The 17,594-nt window shown below is 71.5% G+C and carries 24 protein-coding genes and 1 pseudogene; 10 read left to right on the top strand and 15 right to left on the bottom strand.

The window, feature by feature from the left end; all coding sequences use genetic code 11:
- The 6 genes and pseudogenes from KME79_RS28070 to KME79_RS28090 form a co-directional block, all read right to left on the bottom strand.
- Positions 1-591: an HD domain-containing protein gene (locus KME79_RS28070; protein WP_219547184.1), complete on the bottom strand. Its 591-nt coding sequence runs from the start codon at positions 589-591 to the stop codon at positions 1-3.
- Positions 592-702: 111 nt separating this feature from the next.
- A complete protein-coding gene (locus tag KME79_RS28075; protein ID WP_219547186.1) occupies positions 703-1,152 on the bottom strand; it encodes a cupin domain-containing protein in 450 nt (149 codons plus the stop codon).
- Positions 1,152-1,535: a zinc ribbon domain-containing protein gene (locus KME79_RS45380; RefSeq protein WP_443684585.1), complete on the bottom strand. Its 384-nt coding sequence runs from the start codon at positions 1,533-1,535 to the stop codon at positions 1,152-1,154. Before KME79_RS45380 ends, KME79_RS28075 begins: the two co-directional genes overlap by 1 nt.
- Before the next feature lie 137 nt (positions 1,536-1,672).
- Positions 1,673-1,792: pseudogene (locus KME79_RS47685) on the bottom strand (hypothetical protein); the annotation flags it as partial.
- Entirely contained in the window at positions 1,750-2,352 is a 603-nt protein-coding gene (locus KME79_RS28085) for an RNA-guided endonuclease InsQ/TnpB family protein (protein ID WP_219547190.1), read from the bottom strand. The pseudogene KME79_RS47685 and the gene KME79_RS28085, both read right to left, overlap by 43 nt.
- A 100-nt stretch (positions 2,353-2,452) precedes the next feature.
- Entirely contained in the window at positions 2,453-3,190 is a 738-nt protein-coding gene (locus tag KME79_RS28090) for an NADP-dependent oxidoreductase (RefSeq protein ID WP_219547192.1), read from the bottom strand.
- A 222-nt stretch (positions 3,191-3,412) separates the two neighbouring features.
- Here KME79_RS28090 and nhaA point away from each other — a divergent pair, with 222 nt between their 5' ends.
- Positions 3,413-4,729 carry a Na+/H+ antiporter NhaA gene (nhaA, locus tag KME79_RS28095; RefSeq protein WP_219547194.1) on the top strand — a complete coding sequence of 439 codons (1,317 nt, stop codon included), beginning with the start codon at positions 3,413-3,415 and terminating at the stop codon, positions 4,727-4,729.
- Positions 4,730-4,735: 6 nt separating this feature from the next.
- Here the strand turns inward: nhaA and KME79_RS28100 are convergent, their stop codons facing one another.
- Complete coding sequence (locus tag KME79_RS28100) at positions 4,736-5,179, bottom strand: CBS domain-containing protein (RefSeq protein WP_219547196.1); 444 nt, start codon at positions 5,177-5,179, stop codon at positions 4,736-4,738.
- 143 nt (positions 5,180-5,322) lie between these two features.
- On the opposite strand from KME79_RS28100, the gene KME79_RS28105 reads away from it, so the two are divergent.
- From KME79_RS28105 to KME79_RS28115, 3 genes are all read left to right on the top strand, one after another.
- Positions 5,323-5,556, top strand: coding sequence for a hypothetical protein (locus KME79_RS28105; protein WP_219547198.1), 234 nt, complete (start codon positions 5,323-5,325; stop codon positions 5,554-5,556).
- A gap of 183 nt (positions 5,557-5,739) precedes the next feature.
- A complete protein-coding gene (locus KME79_RS28110; protein ID WP_219547200.1) occupies positions 5,740-6,099 on the top strand; it encodes a DoxX family protein in 360 nt (119 codons plus the stop codon).
- Complete coding sequence (locus tag KME79_RS28115; RefSeq protein ID WP_219547202.1) at positions 6,096-6,707, top strand: TetR/AcrR family transcriptional regulator; 612 nt, start codon at positions 6,096-6,098, stop codon at positions 6,705-6,707. Before KME79_RS28110 ends, KME79_RS28115 begins: the two co-directional genes overlap by 4 nt.
- A 22-nt stretch (positions 6,708-6,729) precedes the next feature.
- Here the strand turns inward: KME79_RS28115 and KME79_RS28120 are convergent, their stop codons facing one another.
- The 3 genes from KME79_RS28120 to KME79_RS28130 form a co-directional block, all read right to left on the bottom strand.
- Complete coding sequence (locus KME79_RS28120; RefSeq protein ID WP_219547204.1) at positions 6,730-7,899, bottom strand: ArgE/DapE family deacylase; 1,170 nt, start codon at positions 7,897-7,899, stop codon at positions 6,730-6,732.
- Between the two features lie 113 nt (positions 7,900-8,012).
- The gene (locus tag KME79_RS28125; RefSeq protein WP_219547206.1) at positions 8,013-8,912 is read right to left on the bottom strand and encodes a dioxygenase family protein; all 900 of its coding nucleotides are present in this window, start codon (positions 8,910-8,912) and stop codon (positions 8,013-8,015) included.
- 98 nt (positions 8,913-9,010) lie between these two features.
- The gene (locus tag KME79_RS28130; RefSeq protein ID WP_219547208.1) at positions 9,011-9,586 is read right to left on the bottom strand and encodes an NADPH-dependent F420 reductase; all 576 of its coding nucleotides are present in this window, start codon (positions 9,584-9,586) and stop codon (positions 9,011-9,013) included.
- A gap of 89 nt (positions 9,587-9,675) precedes the next feature.
- Between KME79_RS28130 and KME79_RS28135 the strand changes: the two genes are divergently transcribed.
- On the top strand, positions 9,676-10,245 hold the full coding sequence (locus KME79_RS28135; RefSeq protein WP_219547210.1) for a MarR family winged helix-turn-helix transcriptional regulator: 570 nt from the start codon (positions 9,676-9,678) through the stop codon (positions 10,243-10,245).
- Positions 10,246-10,314: 69 nt separating this feature from the next.
- On the opposite strand, the gene KME79_RS28140 is transcribed toward KME79_RS28135, so the two are convergent.
- Together KME79_RS28140 and KME79_RS28145 are read right to left on the bottom strand one after the other, a co-directional pair.
- Positions 10,315-11,469 (bottom strand): hypothetical protein, encoded by a 1,155-nt coding sequence (locus KME79_RS28140; RefSeq protein WP_219547212.1) that lies wholly within the window; start codon positions 11,467-11,469, stop codon positions 10,315-10,317.
- Positions 11,466-11,939 (bottom strand): SigE family RNA polymerase sigma factor, encoded by a 474-nt coding sequence (locus KME79_RS28145; protein WP_308249079.1) that lies wholly within the window; start codon positions 11,937-11,939, stop codon positions 11,466-11,468. Before KME79_RS28145 ends, KME79_RS28140 begins: the two co-directional genes overlap by 4 nt.
- A 359-nt stretch (positions 11,940-12,298) precedes the next feature.
- On the opposite strand from KME79_RS28145, the gene KME79_RS28150 reads away from it, so the two are divergent.
- Positions 12,299-13,927, top strand: coding sequence for an ABC-F family ATP-binding cassette domain-containing protein (locus KME79_RS28150; protein ID WP_219547214.1), 1,629 nt, complete (start codon positions 12,299-12,301; stop codon positions 13,925-13,927).
- A 79-nt stretch (positions 13,928-14,006) separates the two neighbouring features.
- Positions 14,007-14,444, top strand: a complete 438-nt coding sequence (locus tag KME79_RS28155) for a hypothetical protein (protein ID WP_219547216.1) — start codon at positions 14,007-14,009, stop codon at positions 14,442-14,444.
- A 32-nt stretch (positions 14,445-14,476) separates the two neighbouring features.
- Here the strand turns inward: KME79_RS28155 and KME79_RS45390 are convergent, their stop codons facing one another.
- Positions 14,477-14,668: a mycothiol transferase gene (locus KME79_RS45390; RefSeq protein WP_246640571.1), complete on the bottom strand. Its 192-nt coding sequence runs from the start codon at positions 14,666-14,668 to the stop codon at positions 14,477-14,479.
- A complete protein-coding gene (locus tag KME79_RS28160) occupies positions 14,581-14,817 on the bottom strand; it encodes a hypothetical protein (protein WP_246640554.1) in 237 nt (78 codons plus the stop codon). Before KME79_RS28160 ends, KME79_RS45390 begins: the two co-directional genes overlap by 88 nt.
- Before the next feature lie 86 nt (positions 14,818-14,903).
- Here KME79_RS28160 and KME79_RS28165 point away from each other — a divergent pair, with 86 nt between their 5' ends.
- From KME79_RS28165 to KME79_RS28175, 3 genes are all read left to right on the top strand, one after another.
- The gene (locus KME79_RS28165; RefSeq protein ID WP_246640555.1) at positions 14,904-15,641 is read left to right on the top strand and encodes a phosphotransferase family protein; all 738 of its coding nucleotides are present in this window, start codon (positions 14,904-14,906) and stop codon (positions 15,639-15,641) included.
- A 169-nt stretch (positions 15,642-15,810) separates the two neighbouring features.
- On the top strand, positions 15,811-16,356 hold the full coding sequence (locus KME79_RS28170; RefSeq protein WP_219547220.1) for a hypothetical protein: 546 nt from the start codon (positions 15,811-15,813) through the stop codon (positions 16,354-16,356).
- Between the two features lie 71 nt (positions 16,357-16,427).
- On the top strand, positions 16,428-16,940 hold the full coding sequence (locus KME79_RS28175; RefSeq protein ID WP_219547222.1) for a hypothetical protein: 513 nt from the start codon (positions 16,428-16,430) through the stop codon (positions 16,938-16,940).
- A 102-nt stretch (positions 16,941-17,042) separates the two neighbouring features.
- On the opposite strand, the gene KME79_RS28180 is transcribed toward KME79_RS28175, so the two are convergent.
- On the bottom strand, positions 17,043-17,537 hold the full coding sequence (locus KME79_RS28180; protein ID WP_219547224.1) for a winged helix-turn-helix transcriptional regulator: 495 nt from the start codon (positions 17,535-17,537) through the stop codon (positions 17,043-17,045).
- Positions 17,538-17,594 lie beyond the last annotated feature (57 nt).

Raw genomic sequence — 17,594 nt, forward strand, 5'->3', positions numbered from 1 at the left:
TCAGGCGAGCCGGCGGTCTTCGAGGGGGTTGGCGGCGATCCGCCCCGCGACGTCGTTCCCGACCGACGCGGCGGTGGCGCCGTCCGGCTTGCGCCTCGCCTGGTCCTCGAAGCACGCCAGGAACTCCGCGCCGAATCCCAGCCGGGGATGGCGGGCGAGCATCTCCGCCCGGGCCTCCGGCGAGAACTCCTCCGGCCGCCGTCCCACCACCTCCCAGCTGGTGGCGACCTGCAGCAGGTGGGACTCCGGGTCGGTGGCCGGGGACACGTCGTCGCGCATGTGCAGCACGATGATCTCGCCGACCCTGGCGGCCCGCTCCGCCGGCCAGCCGGCTGCCACGCCGAAGACCCAGGCCAGATGTCCTCCGGCCTCCTCGAACGGCGCCCTGTGGCTGTCGAAAGGCTCCGTCAGCCCGATGTCGTGGAGCAGGGCCGAGACGTAGTAGAGCTCGTCGTCGAAGGCGATCCCGTGCGCCGTGCCGTACATCGTCCCCCAGAGGTAGGAGCGGACGCGGTGGTTGAACAGCGCGGGCGAGTAGAAACGCCTGGCCACCGACAGCGCCGCCGCGGCGGCGGGAGTCTCCGGGAACATGGGCCCAGCTTGTCATCCGGTCGCCAGGTCGCCGAGGTCCGGATTCGGCCGCATGCGGCGGTCGGTACGCGATGCGGGGACCGCGCTGACCGAGCCCGCGCGGCCGATGGCCTATCTTGGCGGGTCGTCGACCTTGAGCTTGTCTCCCGTGTCGGAGACGAAGACGACCAGCAGCTTCGCCGGCCGCGTCCGGCTGGTGTTCTCCGTGAGCACATGGTGGGCGCCCGGCGGCTCGACCCAGTTCTCGCCCCGGCGGTACGCACGCACCGGCTCGCCGCCGAGCCGGCTGCGCACGGTGCCCTCGAGTACGTACGCGTAGACGAAAGCCTGGCCGTGCCGATGCGGCGCCGCGCGTGCGGCGGGCGGGAAGCTCACGATCGCCGAGGTGAACGTCTTGCCCTCGACGTTCGGCAGCGGCTGCTCCAGGAGGGGCGACAGCGTCTCGGACGGCGGCCGCGAAACCGTGGCGGCCACCGGCGGCTGGGCGGTCGCGCGCTCCACCGCGGGCGCGCACGCGACGGACGCGGCCAGAAGCCCACCGGCGGACAGTACGCGGATCATCACGGCTCTCCTGTCCTGCTTCGCACGTACGAAGCGGGGATCGGGCAGGAGGATTGACATCCTCCCCCGCCTGAAGGCGTGGGATTCCAACCCGTCTCACGCTGAGAGGAGACAGGTTGAGGTTCGCGGTTCACCGGCTCGCCCAACGGCAAGCCTCCCCGCGCAGCAACGGCATGCCCTGCCGCGTGTGCGATGTTTCTGGCCGCGTTCACATCGGCGTTGCCAGCGTATCCGCAGGACCGGCACCGGTAGCGCGCTTGGCTCTCACGCGCCGCCCGGTCCACGATCCCGCACGCCGAGCACCGCTGGCTCGTACACGCGGGGTTGATCTTCTGGACGCGGCCGGGAGCCTTATGCTCCAGCCGCGCCACGGCCGGCCCCACCCGTTGGCGAGGATGCCCCGGTTCAGGCCCGCTTTCTGGCGGACGTTGCGGCCCGGCGCTTCGAGGGTGCCGGACGCCGACCGGGTCATGTTACGGATCTTCAGGTCTTCGACGGCGATCACGTCGAACCTGCGGGCCAGGTCCGTGCTGGTCTTCTCCACCCAGTTCTTGCGCCGGTCAGTCTCACGCCCCTTCAGCTTCGCGATCGCCGCCTTCACCTGGTCGCGCCGGTTCGACCCGCGTTTGGCCCGCGCCAACTTCCGCAGCAGACGCGCCAGCCGCCTCTGCTCGGTATGGGGATCGCGGCGAACGCCACATGCCAGCGCCCGACGCGGTCGCGGGTCACCCGGAACGACTTGACGCCCTCGGGGACGGTGCGGGACCAGCGGAACCGCACCCAGCCCACCTTGGGGATCTTGACCTCGCCGACGTGGCGGGACAGGCGGCGCACGTCACCCGCTTTGACGGCGACGATCCGGAAGCCTTCCCCCTGCCCGCGTTTGCGCCACGTCGGGCGCCGGTGGGTTCCGCCGAAGTAGTTCGCCATGGCTCGGGCGAAGTCCTTGAGCGCCTGCTGCTGGACGATGGTCGACCCGGCACGGAGCCACGCGCAGGCCGCCCGCGCCTGGGTGAGCTGGCGGCACTGCTCGGCGAAACCGGGCGCACTCTTACGCCCTGGCTTCCAGTGGGCGTGCTGCTCGACCGCCAGGTTCCACACGTATCGGGCGTGCCCGCAGTGCTCCAGCAGCGCCTGCTCCTGGGCAGGCCTGGGCTGGAGTCGGTAGCGGGACACGCCGATCACACTACTGACTGTCACCGACAATAATTCAGGGGACAGAAGTGTCCGGCTGTTCCGCGTTTCCTCCCCGCCCTGAAGGAGGGGGCATCCACGCTGTAGGTGTTTGGTGACGGCCCGGTTATCCGCCTTCCGTGACCCGGATGATCGTCTTGCCGGAGACGCGCTGGGTCGGCGCGAACGCGGAGGGCGCCTCGGCGAGCGTCCGCACGGCCCCGACGATCGGGCGGAGCCGTCCGTCCCGGACCCGCCGCGCCAGGTCCGCCAGCCGGGCACGATCGGCCTCGACGACGAAGAAGATCGCCCGCCCGCCGGGAGGCCGGACGGCGGGCGGGGAGACGATGGTGACGAGCGTGCCGCGCGCGAGTTGCGCCGCGACAGAGCCGACACCGCCCGCGACGCCGTGGATCAGGACGGTCTGGCCGGCGACCAGACGGCCGTGGTCGAACAGGCCCTGCCACGCGGTCAGTCCTGAGATCGGCAGCGCGGCGGCCACGGTGTGGTCGACACCGGCCGGCAGCGGCGCGAGGTTGCGGGCCTCCACCGCGACGTACTCGGCCAGCGAGCCGTTGCGGGCCCAGTCGGTCAGCCCGAACACCCGCTGGCCGACGGTCAGGCCGGTCGTCCCGTATCCCAGCTCGGCGACCACACCCGACACCTCGTGCCCGGGCACACTGGGCGTCCGGTCGCGGCCGGCGCGATCGGACCACGTCGCCGGCCAGTCGAGCTCGCCGCGGGTGAACCCCGCGGCATGCACCCGGACGACGACGTCGTTCTCGGCGGCGTGCGGGTACGGCTCTTCCGTCAGGGAAAGCCCGGCCAGACCGGCGGCGCGGTCTCGAACGGTGATGGCCCGCATGACGGCTCCTCGCTCGTGGTGGAGACATCGAACAGGACGAACGTACAGGCGTTACCCTCCCGGACCCGGCCCCGCCACGACGTGCCGCGCGGATCCGCGCGCGATGGCTCCGGACCCCCTCCGCTCGACAGGCACTCCCGGCCGGTCGGTACAGTGAGAGGAGGTGCGCCGGGAAGTCTGGTCGGCAAATGACCGACTCGTACCCGAATCCCGGAGCGCCTCATGACCAACCCTGTCCCGCCCCGCAAGCCTGCCCTGCTCGGCCGGGGGTCCTGGGGCGAGACACTGAGGATCGGCGCCATCCTCCGCAAGGAGACCGTCGGCGGGGCGTTGCTCCTGGTCGGCGCGGTGGTGGCGATGGTCTGGGCCAACTCCCCCTGGGCGGACGCCTACGAGACGCTGCGCGGCGTCACGTTCGGGCCCGAAGCACTCCATCTGAACCTGAGCCTGGCCACCTGGGCCGCCGACGGCCTGCTGGCGATCTTCTTCTTCGTGGCCGGGCTGGAGCTCAAACGCGAGTTCGTCGCCGGTGACCTGCGCGACGCCCGGCGGGCCGCGGTCCCGATCGCTGCCGCGCTGGGCGGGGTGATCGTCCCCGCTCTGCTGTATCTGCTCTTCGCCGGGGGCGTGGAAGGCGCGGCCCGCGGCTGGGCGATCCCGACGGCCACCGACATCGCCTTCGCCCTGGCCGTGCTGGCGGTCATCGGCCGGTTCCTGCCCACGGCGCTGCGCACCTTCCTGCTCACCCTGGCCGTGGTCGACGACCTGGTGGCCATCGTCATCATCGCGCTGTTCTACACCGACCACCTCTCGCCGGTCCCGCTGCTGGCGGCGCTGGCGCCGCTGGCGCTGTTCACCGTGCTGGTGCAGCGTCGCGTGCGCTCCTGGTGGCTGCTGCTGCCGCTGGCCGCCATCACGTGGGCGCTGGTGCACGCCTCGGGCGTGCACGCCACCGTCGCCGGCGTCCTGCTCGGCTTCGCCGTACCCGTCCTGCGCAGCCACTACGCCGGCGGCCCGGACGCGGGCCCCGGCCTGGCCGAGCACTTCGAACACCGCTTCCGTCCCCTCTCGGCCGGGGTGGCTGTGCCCGTGTTCGCGTTCCTGTCCGCGGGAGTGACCCTCGGCGGAGCGGACGGCCTGATGAGCGCCTTCCGCGACCCGGTGGTGCTGGGCGTCGTCGTGGGCCTGATCGTAGGCAAGCCGATCGGCATCATGACGGCCACCTGGCTCATGGCCCGCTTCACCCACGCCGACCTGGACGAGAACCTTTCCTGGGTCGACATGCTGGGACTGTCGCTGCTGGCCGGGATCGGGTTCACCGTCTCCCTGCTGATCGGCGAACTGGCCTTCGGCGTGGGTGACGACGCGCACGTCAAGGTGGCGGTGCTGGCCGCATCGGTCACCGCCGCGCTCCTGGCGACCGTGGTCCTGCGCCTGCGCAACCGCGCCTACCGGCGCATCCACGAGATCGAGACCGCCGACCTTGACCAGGACGGCGTCCCGGACGTGTACGAGCCCGACCAGGCCCGGCAGAACTGACCGCCGTCACGCGGCGAGGGTCCCCTCCAGCAGGGTGTTGAGCGTGAGCGCGCCCAGGAGACGGCCCCCTTCCACGACCGCGACCAGCGGGCTGCGCGTGCGCGTCATCAGGACCGCCAGTTGCAGCGTGGTGGTGTCGGGGCCGCAGATCGGCAGATTCCCGGGGCGGGCGGAAAGGCAGTCGCGCAGGGCCCGGCCGCTCATCCGATGCGGGAAATCGTCAGAGCCCGCCTCGTCCACCACCCGGACCAGGTTCGGATCAACCTGGAAGTGGTGAGGGACGGCCAGCCGCAGAACCTCGGTGCCCGGCAGGACCGTGTACGGCGATCCGTCGTCGCCCACCACGACGAGTCCGGGCAGATCCCGCTCGGCGAGCAGCCGCACGGCGTCGCCGACGGATGCGTTCAGGCCGAGCACGGGAAGGTCGATGATCAGGTCACGAGCGCGCACAGTGCATCCTCAAGCCTCGACAGCATGACGCGCCGACCAGACTTCCCGGCTCACCTGAGACGACCCTATCCGCAAATTCGCCGAGCTGTACCCCTGGACGTAACGGATCGACGGGCGCACGACTTCGTTCACGAGCACGTCCCGTGAACGAAGGGAGGTTCCGGCGCGCCCAGCAGGACGGCGTGGTGGCCGCCGACGCCGACCTGGACGTGCTGATCGACCTGATGGCCGGCGCGGTGACGTACCGCGACCCGCAGCCGGACCCGCCGACGCCGCCGAGATGCTGCGCTACCTCACCGCCAGGCCGGCACCGGCGCCCGCGAGTCGACGGAACCACGAGCCCCACGTCCCTCCGCGATGACGGCGATCTGACGTAGCCCAGAGCGCGGAACCGCCCAGCACCGGGTCGCGGTGGACGAGGTGGAGCGCGAGATCGGCGGATCACCGATGGTCGCCATCTCCCCGTCGATCGCGGCTACGTGGGCCCAGGAAATCAGCTCGTACGAGACCGTACTATACGGTATGGTACGGTGTAGGTATCCATCGACCGAGGGGCAGACGTGTCAGCATTGCCCGATCCGGTCTGGCCGGTCGTCGTCCTGGCGATCATCCAGGCCGGGGACGCCGTCATGTGCGTCAAGCCCGTTCCGTTCATCGCCCGGTGCTTCGAGGACGTGAACTGGCCGCGGCGCTACTGGTGGATCATGCCGCCGCTGAAGTTCGCCGCCGCGGCGGGGCTGATCCTGGGCATCTGGCTGCCGTACCTCGCCGCCGTGACCTGTGCCGCGCTCGTCCTCTACTTCTTGGTCGCCATCGCGATGCACATCGCGGCCCGGGACTTCGGCCGCAACCTCTTCCTCAACGCCACCGCCATGCTGCTGATCTGCGTCGCGGTTGGCGTCTACAGCTTCATGACGTGAATCTCGGCGAGCGCGGACCGTTCCATACCGGATGGTACGTTGATCCGATGAGCACGGCACGAGACCGGTGGCTGGACGAAGGCCTGAAGATCCTCGCAGAAGAAGGTGCGGCGGGGATTCGCATCGACCGGATCGCCGCTCGGCTCAACCTGTCGAAAGGGTCGTTCCACCATCACTTCGATGGCGCCGAGGGATACAAGAAGGCGCTTCTCGCCCATTTCGAGCGCCTGTCGGTCGAAGCGCTCAACAGTGCGATCTCCGAGATCGGGGAATCGGCCGGTGCCCGGGCGATCCTCACCCGGCTGACGGAGCTCGTCCGCCCCGGGAACACGGGGCTCTATCGGCCGGAGATCGACACCGCCCTGCGGGCGTGGGCGACGTGGGACGCGGATGTGCGGGTCGTGCAGACCCGCCTGGACGAGGCCAGACTGTCCGCACTCCAGCGGGTGTGGCGATCAGCCGTCGCCAGCGACGAGGAGGCCCGGACCGCGGCCCTGTTGCCCTACCTGCTCGCGGTCGGAGCGAGCGTCGTCTACCCTCCTGTCGACGCCGACCGGCTTCGCGAGCTCTACGAGATCCTCCTGCCCCTCGTACCGGACGGCACGTGACCGGGACGCATCGGCCGGGATGTCAGGAACAGAAGTCCGTGATGGTGGCGGTGAGGATGCGGGTGAGACGGTCCAGCGAGGCCAGATCCGCCCACTCGCGGGCCGCGTGCGCGCCCTCGCCGTCGGCGCCGAACAGCAGACAGGGGATGCCGGCGCGGTCCAGCAGGGCCGCGTCCGTCCAGAAGGGCTCCCCGCGCACCACCGGCGGACGCCCGAGGACCGCCTCCGCATGGCGGGTCAGCGTACGGACGATCCGCGCCTCCGGGTCGGCCTGGAACGGTTCGCGGTGCAGTCCTCGCGTGAGGCGGTAGCGGAAGCCGGGCACAGCGGCGGCCAGGCGATCCAGCACGGCCGTCAGCTCCGCCTCCACTGTGTCGGCGTTCTCCCCCGGTACGGTGCGCCGCTCCAGGGTGATGCGGCAGCGCGCCGGGTAGGTGGAGGGCTCCTGGCCTCCGGCGATGACCGAGGCGTGCACGGTGCCGGTGCCGAGCAGGGGGTGCGCCGGGCCCTGAGCGAGACGCGTCCCCAGCTCCTCCAGCGCGACCAGGAAGTGCCCGGCCTTGGCGATGGCGTCCACGCCCAGGTCGGGCCTCGAACCATGGGCCGCACGACCCTCGATCACCACGTCGAACCAGGCGAAGCCCTTGTGCGCCAGGGTGACTTCGAGATGACTCGGCTCGGTGACGATCGCCGCGTCCGCGGTGAAGGACTCCAGCACCTCCTCCGTACCGGTGCTGCCGTGCTCCTCGTCCGCGACGCAGGCGAGGACCACATCGCCGCGCAGCGGCCCGGCGGCCGTGGCCCGGACGGCGGCGATCATCATGGCCGCGAGGCCGCCTTTCATGTCGAAGGACCCGCGGCCGTACATCCGCCCGTCACGGATCTCCGGACCGAACGGGTCACCGTCGTAGCCGGCCACGCCCACCGTGTCCAGATGACCGTTGAGCATCAGCGACCGGCCGCCACCGGCCCCGCGAGCGACCGCGACCACCGACGGCCGGGCGCCGCGCTTGTCCAGACGGTGCACCTCGAAACCGCGGGCGGCCAGCCACTCGCCGCAGAAACCGGCGATGGCGCTCTCGCCCGCGCCGTCGGCCGCGAGGTCCGGGTTGACGGAGTCGATGGCGATCAGCCTGGCCAGCAGGCCGCGGGGGTCGAGGGGGTCAGGGGCGGAGGGAGGGGCAGGGGGCATGCGGACCTTCCGAAGGCCGGTGCGGTGGATCGACCCTTCGATTATCGACGTCTCCGGCGTCTCGGGGATCTTCGTGGGAGGCGTCAGGCGGGCTCCGGCGATCACACGGGCGCTCAGGCCGCCTGGAAGGAACGCCGCGACAGGCCGACGCCGTAGCCGTCGAGTGTGGTCACCACCGGGGCGGTGGGGTCGGTGGCCGCGCCGAGGGCGACGAACAGCGGGGTGAAGTGCTCGACGGTCGGGTGCGCGTACGGCATGCCGGGGGCGGCGGTGCGGAAGCGGGCGAGCTCGGCGACGTCACCGCGGGCCAGCGCGTCGGCGGCCCAGGCGTCGAAGTCGGACGACCAGCCGGGCACCTTGTTCTCCAGGAACATCTCCCTGGTCAGGAACGGCAGGCCGTGCGTCATGTGCCCCGAGCCGATCACCAGCACGCCCTGCTCGCGCAGCGGCCGCAGCCGCTCGCCGATGGACAGCAGCCGATCGGGGTCCTCGGTGGGCAGGCTCAGCTGCAGCACCGGGATGTCGGCGGCCGGATACATGATCTTCAACGGGACCCAGGCGCCGTGGTCCAGCCCGCGGCTGGTGTGCCGGTGCACCTGACCGGTGTCCGGCATGACCCCCACGACCTGCCGCGCCAGCTCCCCGGCGTCGGGCGTGTCGTAGCGGAAGGTGTAGTACAACGCGTCGAAGCCGCCGAAGTCGTACACCAGCTCGCTGGGTCGTTCGGCGCTCACCGACAGCGGCGCGGACTCCCAGTGCGCGGAGACGACCAGGATCGCCTTCGGCTTGGGCAGGGCCCGGGCCCAGTCGTGCAGCGGAGTGAGCCAGTCGGGGCTCTCGAAGGGCATGGGTCCGCCGCCGTGGGACAGGTAGAGGCTGGGCAGCGGCCCGTCCTGGGCCGTCCACGGCCGGTGCGGTTCGGCGGCCTCGAGGGCGGCGGCGCGCTTCAGGTGCGTGGCGAACGGGTGCGCGGCGGGTATGCGGGCGTCGGCGGCGGTCGTGGTGGTGGTCATCGGGGCTCCTCGTCGGGGAGATCATGGGTGTCTCATCGGGCCGAGGGCCGCCGGGGGCGCGGCCGTCGGTCATCCCGCGCGGGGTCGCGGGGCGGCTGTCAGGCGACGACGGCGAACCCGCCGGTCCAGGCGATCTTCTCGCCGGCCGCGAGGCCGATCTGCAGGAAGCCGAGGGCCTCCAGCTCGCGGGCCCGGCTCAGCGGGCCGGTGTCGACGGCGCGCAGGCCAGCGTCGGTGACGATCTGGGCGAGCGCGGCCTTGGCGCCGGCGTCGTCGCCGGCGATCAGCACGGTCGTGGGCTGCTCGCCGACGCTGCCCTGGGACAGGGTGGCGGCGAAGTTGGTGTTGAACGCCTTGACCACCTGGGAGCGGGGCAGCGCCTCGGCGATCTCGGCGGTGGCCGAGCCGTCGGCCGCGACCGTCAGGGAGTCCATCGTGGAGAAGTCCACCGGGTTGGTGATGTCGACGACGACCTTGCCGTCGAACTGTCCTTCGCGCTGGGCGATGACGCCGGCCACCCCTCCGTACGGGACGGCGAGGACGACGATGTCACCGGTGACGGGCTTGCCTGTGTCGTCCCGGCCGAGAAGTTCGACGGTGTTGCCGCTTCTGCGGACCAGGTCGGCGATGGCCGAACCCATGGCGCCGGGGCCGATGATGCTCACCTGTGTCATGTCGGTGCTCCTTGTGGTGGTCGTTGCACGACTGGTACCCATGAGAGCAAACTTGTCGCTACAACTATTCCTGGACGAGGGACCTGACCGTGGACACTCCGTGGCTCGACCGGCGGCAGCTACGCGCCTGGATCCGCCTGCGGGCGGTGCTCGAACTGCTCCCCGGGGTCCTGGACGCGCAACTCCGCCGTGACTCCGGGCTGACCGAGTTCGAGTACTACACGCTGGCGATGCTGTCCGAGGCGCCCGGCCGGACCCTGCGCATGACCGAGCTGGCCCAGCAGACCAACGCGACGCTCCCCCGGCTTTCGCACGTGGTGACCCGCCTGGAGGGCCGCGGCCTGCTGGAGCGCGTCCCCTGCCCGGAGGACCGCCGGGCGATCAACGCCCGGCTCACCGACCACGGGTGGGCGAAGGTGCGGCAGGCGGCGCCCGGGCACGTGGCCACCGTCCGGCACCACATCGTCGACGTGCTCACCGACGAGCAGCTCGACCAGGTCACCGCCATCAGCGACGCCATCCTGGCCGAGCTGGACCCGTCGCGGGCCGTGGCCGCGCTCTACACCCGCTACGACGAGGCCTCAGACGGGGACGACGGCTCACCGGACGACGCCGAAGCGCGGCGCCGCGACGGCAGGACGGACAGCTCACAGGCGTAGGAATCGGCCGGCCCGTCCAGCCGTCCGACATCGCGCCCCGCCGAACGGGAACGGGTCGTCGAGGGCCGGTTACCAGGCCGCCTCGATCACCGGGCGGGACCCCAAGAGCTCGGGATCGGGAGATCCGGGGTGGACCAAGGACGTGACGCGTCCCTCGTCGACTCTGCTCAGTGGATGGAAGTTGCCCGCGAGCAGGAGGTGGCGCCCGGTGCCGTCGTAACGGATCAGGTTCCAGCGCGCGATGCTCTCGCCCTCGTGGTCCCTGCTCAACAGGGTGCGGATCTTGCGTCCGTCTGTGACGGAGTACTCGTCCACGGTGTAGCGGTGCGGTCGCCGGCCGTCGGACAGCCGGCTGTGGCCGATCAGCATGCTGCGGCCGTCCGGGTTGATCGTCGAGGCCGTGACCTCCTGCCCTGGCGCTACGACGCGACTGGCCGCGAGTGTGGTGCCGGAGGCGGCCGTGTCCAGGACCCGGGCCTCGGATCCGACCACGAGACCGAGGGTGCGGCGATCGGCCGCCCATGACAGGCTCTCGATCTGTCCCGCGACGTTCGTCGTCCACGTGCGTGTCGTACCCGTGGGCAGATCGACGACCGTGAGCTGGGCCCCGGGGCAGAAGCGCAACGTCTTCCCCTTACCGCACACCTCGCCGTCGAGGCTGTAGGAGAGCCGGGTGCCGTCGCCGGTGACAGCAAGGGAGCTCGCCGTCGTACCGAGCACCTTGGGGATCACGTCGTGAACCAGCTCGGCCGGCCTCCCTTGTCCGTCGACCCGCGCTCGGTGGAACCTTGTGCTGCTCACCTGCGTCTCGCGCGACTGCACGCTCTGCGCGATGTAGAAGGTCTCACCGTCGCCGGCGCCCGCGAGCAGATATCCACCGGGCTCCTGGAAGCTTCCCTCAGGGGTGGGGGGCAGCCCGAGCCGGCTCGTGACCTTCCCGGTACCGGCGTCGTGGACCGTCACGCCGTCAGCGCTCGCCATCAGCAGGAAACGCGGGCCGGTGAGAGCGTGCGTCGCGGGCGCGGTGGGCGCGCCTCCTGTCCCGGCCACCATGGCGGCGACCGCGCCGATGACCACGACGACGAGCGCGGCCGCGAGCGGGACCGCCAGGGCGAGCCGGCGCGCGGGAAGGGCCCGCGCCGCCGGGCGCAGGGTTTCCGGGCGGATCCGCTCGGCGTCGGCGGTGAGGGTGTCCTTGAGCTGGTCTTCGAGCCATGACGTCATCGGTTTCCCTCCAGTTTGACGGTGAGTGCCTTCAGGGCTCGGGAGACGGTCGATTTCACCGTTCCGCGGCTGACTCCCATGGCTTCGGCGATCTCGGCCTCGGACAGGTCGAGGTAGTAGCGCAACACCACGGCTTCTCGCTGGCGGCGGGGTAAGGCGCGTACCGCGTCGGACACCTCGCGGCGCGTCTCCCCCAGCAGCGTGACAGCCTCCGCCGACCGGAACGGCTTCTGCCGATCGCCGGTGAACCTGCTCGTGATGGACCGGCGGCGGTGGACCATGCGGCATCCGTTCACCACACTCGCCCGCAGGTAGGGCAGCGCCCGATCACGGTCGGTCAACCGGCTCCATCGGCGGTGCAGCGCCGCGAAGGCGTCCTGGACGACGTCCTCGGCCGTCTCCTGATCGCCCACCAGCAAGTACGCCAACCGGACCAGGCCCAGCCGCTGAGTCAGGAAGAGTTCGGCCACGACAGCCTCGTCCATGGCCGGGGCAGGCGGTGGCTCCGGCTCCTCCACCGTTCGTTGAATCGCGAATCGCATACCTCTTCCATGCACAGTCGCCGTCCAGGTTGCCTCGTGAGACGGAAGTCACCATCATGCGCCCCGGGCGAAATCCGGATGAGTGTGGCGCCTCAAGGCTGCTAACGTGGCCGTCATGGCACGAGGTATCTGGTCGCAGAAGATCCGCTCCGCCCGCTGACGGCGGCGCCTTCTTCCTGCTGAATCCGCGCTCGCCGTCCCGGTTCCCGCCGGGCGGCCCTTTGCTGTTGCCCGGCTCCACTGCGAGCTGCGGAGCACCGTTGAACCTCATCCCCACTACCGAAACCATGTCCCTGCCCGTCGAGGCGGGCGACAGCGCACACGTACGCGCCACGGGCGTCACCGTCACCCGCGGGTCCCGGCGTGTCCTGACCGACGTCTCGATCACCGTCTCCGCCCGGTCGCGGGTGGCCGTCGTCGGCGAGAACGGCCGTGGCAAGACGACGCTGCTGCACGTCCTCGCCGGACTGATCACACCGGACGACGGCGCCGTGCACCGTGCCGGCACGATCGGACTGGCCCGCCAGGAGCTGTCCGCGCGAGAGGGCGAGACCGTCGGCACCCTGACGTCCGAGGCGCTGGCCGCGTCGCTCGCGGCCCTCGACGCGCTGGAGGAGGCGACCCTCGCCATGACCGAGGGCGACCCCGCCGCCGACGACCGCTACGCCACCGCGCTCGACGCCGCCACCCGGCTCGACGCGTGGGACGCCGAACGCCGCGTCGACGTCGCCCTCGAAGCCCTCGGCGCCTGCACCGACCGCGACCGCCCGCTGGCGACGCTGTCGGTCGGTCAGCGCTACCGGGTGCGGCTGGCCTGCCTGCTCGGCGCGCGGCACGACGTACTGCTGCTCGACGAGCCGACCAACCACCTCGACGCGGGCGGGCTGGACTTCCTGACCCGCAGGCTGCGCGAGCACGACGGCGGCCTCGCCGTCGTCAGCCACGACCGGGCGCTGCTGCGCGACGTCGCGGACCGGTTCCTCGACCTCGACCCGGCCCGCGACGGGAAGCCGCGGCTGTACGCAGGCGGCTATGACGCCTGGCAGGACGCCCGGCGTCGCGAGCGTGAGCGCTGGGAGCAGGACCACGAGCAGCAGCAGGCCGAGCATCGGCGGCTGCAGGACGCGGTGTCGAAGGCCCGCGACCGGCTCTCCACCGGCTGGCGGCCGGACAAGGGGACCGGCAAGCACCAGCGCCAGTCCCGCGCGCCGGGCGTCGTGCAGGCCCTGAACCGTCAGCGGGAAGCCCTGCTGGCGCACCGGATCGACGTGCCCGAACCGCCGCCGTCGTTGCGGTGGCCGGACCTGGGCGTCCGGCCGGGGGCGCCGCAGTTGCGCGCGCATGGCGTCGCCGTCGGCGGGCGGCTGGCCGGGCCCATCGATCTCACCCTCGACGGGGGCGACCGGCTGCTCGTCACCGGACCGAACGGCGCCGGGAAGTCCACGCTGCTCGCGGTGCTGGCCGGTGCGCTCGAACCCACCGAAGGGCACGTCCGGACGGCGCAGGGGGCACGGATCGCCCAGGTCACCCAGGAGACCGCCGGGCAGGACCCCGCGCTCACCGCCCGCGAGGTGTACGCACGCCACGTGGGGCGGCTGGTGGCTCACAAGGGACTGCGCGACGCCGACGCCGTCCCGCTGGGATCGCTCGGGCTGCTGGACTCCGAGGCGATGCGCACGCCGGTCGGGCGGATGTCCCAGGGACAGCAGCGGCGCCTCGACCTGGCGCTCGCGCTGGCCGGCCGGCCCGGCCTGATCCTGCTGGACGAGCCGACCAACCACCTGTCACCGGCGCTCGTCGACGAGCTGACCGACGCGATGCTCAAGACGAGCGCCGCCGTGGTCGTCGCCACGCACGACCGGCAGCTCCTGCGGGACCTCGCCGGCTGGCCGCGTCTGGAGATAGGCCCGCCGTAGCGAGGGTGCCGCCGGGCCGCGGTGCTCAGAGAAGATCGTCGATCGTGATGGGCACGGAGCGGATGCGCCTGCCCGTGGCGTGGAAGACGGCGTTGGCGATGGCGGCGGCCATCCCGACGAGCCCGATCTCGCCGACGCCCTTCACCCCGACCGGGTTGTACGCGTCCGGGACCCCGACGAAGGTCACGTCGAGGCCTACGCGGACCCCCTTCTCTACGCCCCGGGGGGCGAATCCCTGGAGGGCTACGAGGTTCACGGCAAGACGGTCGAGGCCGTACGCGCCGAAGTGCACCGACGCGGATTGAAGGTCGGCTATCGCCTGCTGTGGGACCTTGCCGAGGGCGGCTTCTTCGATCAGCCGGTCTCCGCGGATCGGGTCGAGGATGACTGGATCGTCAACGGATCGCGCGACCACAGCTCCGACACCGTCGACCTCTACGTCATCCCCGGATCCGGTACCGCCCCCGATCCCCTGGAGGTCGCCACACCCAAGTGGTATGAGGACCAGCCAGGTTGATCGTCAGTCCGAGGCGTTCGGCAGGTCTGTGCCTAGCTCACCTGGCGCCAGCCGGGTGGAGGGTCCTCTCCGGCCCGGCCGTCGACCGCCTCGCGCAGGAGGTCGGCGTGGCCGGTGTGCCGGCCGTACTCCTCGATCAGGTCGCAGACCAGGCGGCGCAGGCTCGCGTGCCGTCCGTCGGGGGTGGAGACGTGGGCGAGCTGGTCGAGACCGCCGTCGGCCAGCGCGGCGGCGAGCGTGGCGCGGGAGCGGGCGACTCCTCGTCCAGGCCGTCGGCCTTCCAGCGGAAGGTGGTGCGCAGCCGATCGAGCGCGCCGAGCAGGTGGGCGCTCTCGTCACCGGCCAGCGGCGGTTCCCATGGCGTATCGGTCATGTCGTAACCCTGGCATGGGATCGAGGGCGGTCAGCCGCCCGGTCGTACGCGATAAATCCGGCGATGTCGGTAGTCATCCCGAGATAATGGCCGGTGTGGAGGAGGTCGAGGTCGTCGTCGCCCATCAGGAGCGCGCGACCCTGCGCGTCGGCGACGTGTTCCTGAAGATCGACGCTGATCGGACGCGCGCCGACGTCGAGGTCGAGGCGATGGCCATCGCGCCGATCCCCACCCCGGAGGTCCTGTGGCGGAAGCCGCCCGTGCTCGCCCTCGCCGCCCTGCCGGGGACGGCGCTCGGCCGCCTCGGCGAACCGTCGACCGCGTCGTCGGCGGCGTGGGCCGCGGCGGGTGCCGCCGCACGCACGCTGCACGACGCGCCGCCGCCGCCCTGGCCCGGCCGGAGCCTCGACGAGGTCGCATCGCGCCTCGACGGCGAATGCGCGTGGCTCGTCGCGAACGGCGTCCTCCCCGCCGGCGTGGTCACGCGGAACCGCCGGGTCGCCGAGGCCGCGCTCCGGCCGTGGACACCGGTGTTCACGCACGGCGACCTGCAGGTCACCCACGTGTTCGCCGACGGTGACGAGATCACCGGCGTGATCGACTGGTCCGAGGCGGGGCCGGGTGACGCCCTGTTCGACCTCGCCACCTTGACGCTCGGGCACGAGGAGCGCCTCGGCGACGTCGTCGCCGGCTACGGCACCGACGTCGACCTCGACGTGATCCGCGCGTGGTGGTCCTTACGGAGCCTGCGGGCGGTCCGCTGGCTGATCGAGCACGGCTTCGACCCGTGGCCCGAGGTCGCCGTGCTGAACTCCCGGCTGTGAGGCCGCACGAGACCGACGACTACGCCATGTCCTGACGCGAGCGGCGCACACCCAGGTGAAAGTTTCAGTCTCGACGTGCGCGGACGCCTGCCCGCGCCCTCGGCGCTGGTCGGCCCGGCCTGCCCGGTTCTATGGTGACGATCCCGAACCTCCTTGCGAGAGGGACACCATGGCACTCAGCGCTCGTCGTCCTGCCCAGGTTCTGCGCCTCGCCCTCGTCCTCGCCCTGACGCTGACCGCCGGCGCGGTGCTGTCCGCTCCCGCCGCGCTCGCCGCCGCCTACCGCTCGGCCACCTCCTCGGGCTGGGGCCCCAGCCCGGCGGCGGGAAAGGCGGCCGCCGAGGCCAACGCCCGCGCCGCGCTGAACCAGCAGGCCGCCGCGGCCGGCGAGGTCTGCTCGGGCGTGTCTGTCACCACCAGGCACCTCTACACCGCGCCCGACGGTTCGGCGTGGATCTACGAGGCGACCGCGTCAGGCAATTGCGAGGTCCCGCCGCCGGTGTCGTACACCGTCCCGCGCACCGAGACCCGTCAGGCCGGCGGCACGAGCCCGAACGCCGCCGTCGAGAACGGCGCGCAGGCCGCCCGCGCGGCGCTCCTGGCGGCGGGCCAGGCGTGCACGGGCTACGCCACGACGTCGTCCCTGGTCTACACCGCGCCCGGCGGCGCGTGGTGGATCTACGACGTCACCGTCTCGGCCACCTGCACCCACTGACACCGGCACCACGAAAGAAAACGGCCGACCACTCTTCGTATTCATACCGTCGCCCTGAGTAACATGCGTCCATGACGAGACCGTTCCGCAGCTTGACCGTGCTGTTCACCGCCGCACTGGCCCTCACGGCGGCCCCACACCCCGCCTCCGCGTCCTCGCAGAACCCTCCCCGCGGCTGCGCCATGAAGGAGATCACCTCCGGCAACTACTCCGCCAGGGCCACGATCTGCCTCACCGAGGCGTGGAAGACCCACACCTTCGGCGAACGCACCCTGGAGCCGACCAACACGCTCACCCTGGAGTGCTGGCACGGCGTCGCCCTGTGGTCCAACTCCGACTGCTCGATGAGCTCGAAGCTGTCCCTGTCGAAGGACGGCGTCCCCGCCTGGACCGAGTCGCGCAGCAACAGCGTGTACATCGCCCGTTCCGGCAACACCAGCACCTACACCGACCACTACGCGTGCCGCGGACAGGGCGAGTACGAGCTGCGGTTCGAAGGCGGCACGGTCCACGTCACCCCGCATTCCAGCAGCGCCGGCCTGACCATCCCGGCCTTCTCCGTGAAGGCGCGCGGCTGCGCCTGAACGCCGACCGCAGGTGAGGGGCTCCCCCGGACGACGGGGCAGCCCCTCATTCATGTCGGTGGCGCCGAACGACGTGACGGCCAGCTACCGAAGCCGGGAAGGTCAGGGCGGGGCCGTTCCGTCACTCGCGGCACAGGCGGCGTCGAGGCGCTCGAACGGCCCCGGACCGTCGTGCGGCTTCGGCGGGGCCCCGAGGTGGCGGACGCGAAGCTCGTCCATCAGCTCCTCGACGAACGCCGGGCCCTCATCGCGCATGAGCCGCTGCCGGCTCCGGAGCTCGTCGCCGCCCGGCCGCCAGTCGAGGCCCCAGTTGCCGAGGGCGTAAATGATCGGAAGGGTCTGGATACCGGCTTCGGTGAGGCTGTAGCGGGCGCGCTGCCCCCGCACGGCGGTGCCGCGGGTGAGGATCCCCGCCTCGACGAGCCGTACGAGACGGTCGGCGAGGATGTTCGAGGCGATGCCCTCGATCGACCCGGTGAGCAGCGCCCGGAAGTGGCGGCGGTCGCCGAAGATGACGTCGCGCAGCACGAGCAGCGACCAGCGATCTCCGAGCACCTCGACGGCGGCGTTGATCGGACACCCGGACCGTGGTTCCACTTGTTCCTCCTTGACAGGTATTTCGCCCCCCATATAGTAGTTGCACACTGCAACCAC

The organism is Nonomuraea harbinensis (genome assembly GCF_019396385.1).
Lineage (GTDB): Bacteria > Actinomycetota > Actinomycetes > Streptosporangiales > Streptosporangiaceae > Nonomuraea > Nonomuraea ferruginea.

Bases quoted from the DNA above. Each gene is read 5' to 3' on its own strand.
- KME79_RS28160 (WP_246640554.1), bottom strand. From the start codon at position 14,817: ATGACCGATACGCCATGGGAACCGCCGCTGGCCGGTGACGAGAGCGCC.
- KME79_RS28140 (WP_219547212.1), bottom strand. From the start codon at position 11,469: ATGACGTCATGGCTCGAAGACCAGCTCAAGGACACCCTCACCGCCGAC.
- KME79_RS28120 (WP_219547204.1), bottom strand. From the start codon at position 7,899: ATGCCCCCTGCCCCTCCCTCCGCCCCTGACCCCCTCGACCCCCGCGGC.
- KME79_RS28165 (WP_246640555.1), top strand. From the start codon at position 14,904: ATGGCCGGTGTGGAGGAGGTCGAGGTCGTCGTCGCCCATCAGGAGCGC.
- KME79_RS28130 (WP_219547208.1), bottom strand. From the start codon at position 9,586: ATGACACAGGTGAGCATCATCGGCCCCGGCGCCATGGGTTCGGCCATC.
- KME79_RS28070 (WP_219547184.1), bottom strand. From the start codon at position 591: ATGTTCCCGGAGACTCCCGCCGCCGCGGCGGCGCTGTCGGTGGCCAGG.
- nhaA (WP_219547194.1), top strand. From the start codon at position 3,413: ATGACCAACCCTGTCCCGCCCCGCAAGCCTGCCCTGCTCGGCCGGGGG.
- KME79_RS28125 (WP_219547206.1), bottom strand. From the start codon at position 8,912: ATGACCACCACCACGACCGCCGCCGACGCCCGCATACCCGCCGCGCAC.
- KME79_RS28175 (WP_219547222.1), top strand. From the start codon at position 16,428: ATGACGAGACCGTTCCGCAGCTTGACCGTGCTGTTCACCGCCGCACTG.
- KME79_RS28090 (WP_219547192.1), bottom strand. From the start codon at position 3,190: ATGCGGGCCATCACCGTTCGAGACCGCGCCGCCGGTCTGGCCGGGCTT.
- KME79_RS28150 (WP_219547214.1), top strand. From the start codon at position 12,299: ATGTCCCTGCCCGTCGAGGCGGGCGACAGCGCACACGTACGCGCCACG.
- KME79_RS28075 (WP_219547186.1), bottom strand. From the start codon at position 1,152: ATGATCCGCGTACTGTCCGCCGGTGGGCTTCTGGCCGCGTCCGTCGCG.
- KME79_RS28170 (WP_219547220.1), top strand. From the start codon at position 15,811: ATGGCACTCAGCGCTCGTCGTCCTGCCCAGGTTCTGCGCCTCGCCCTC.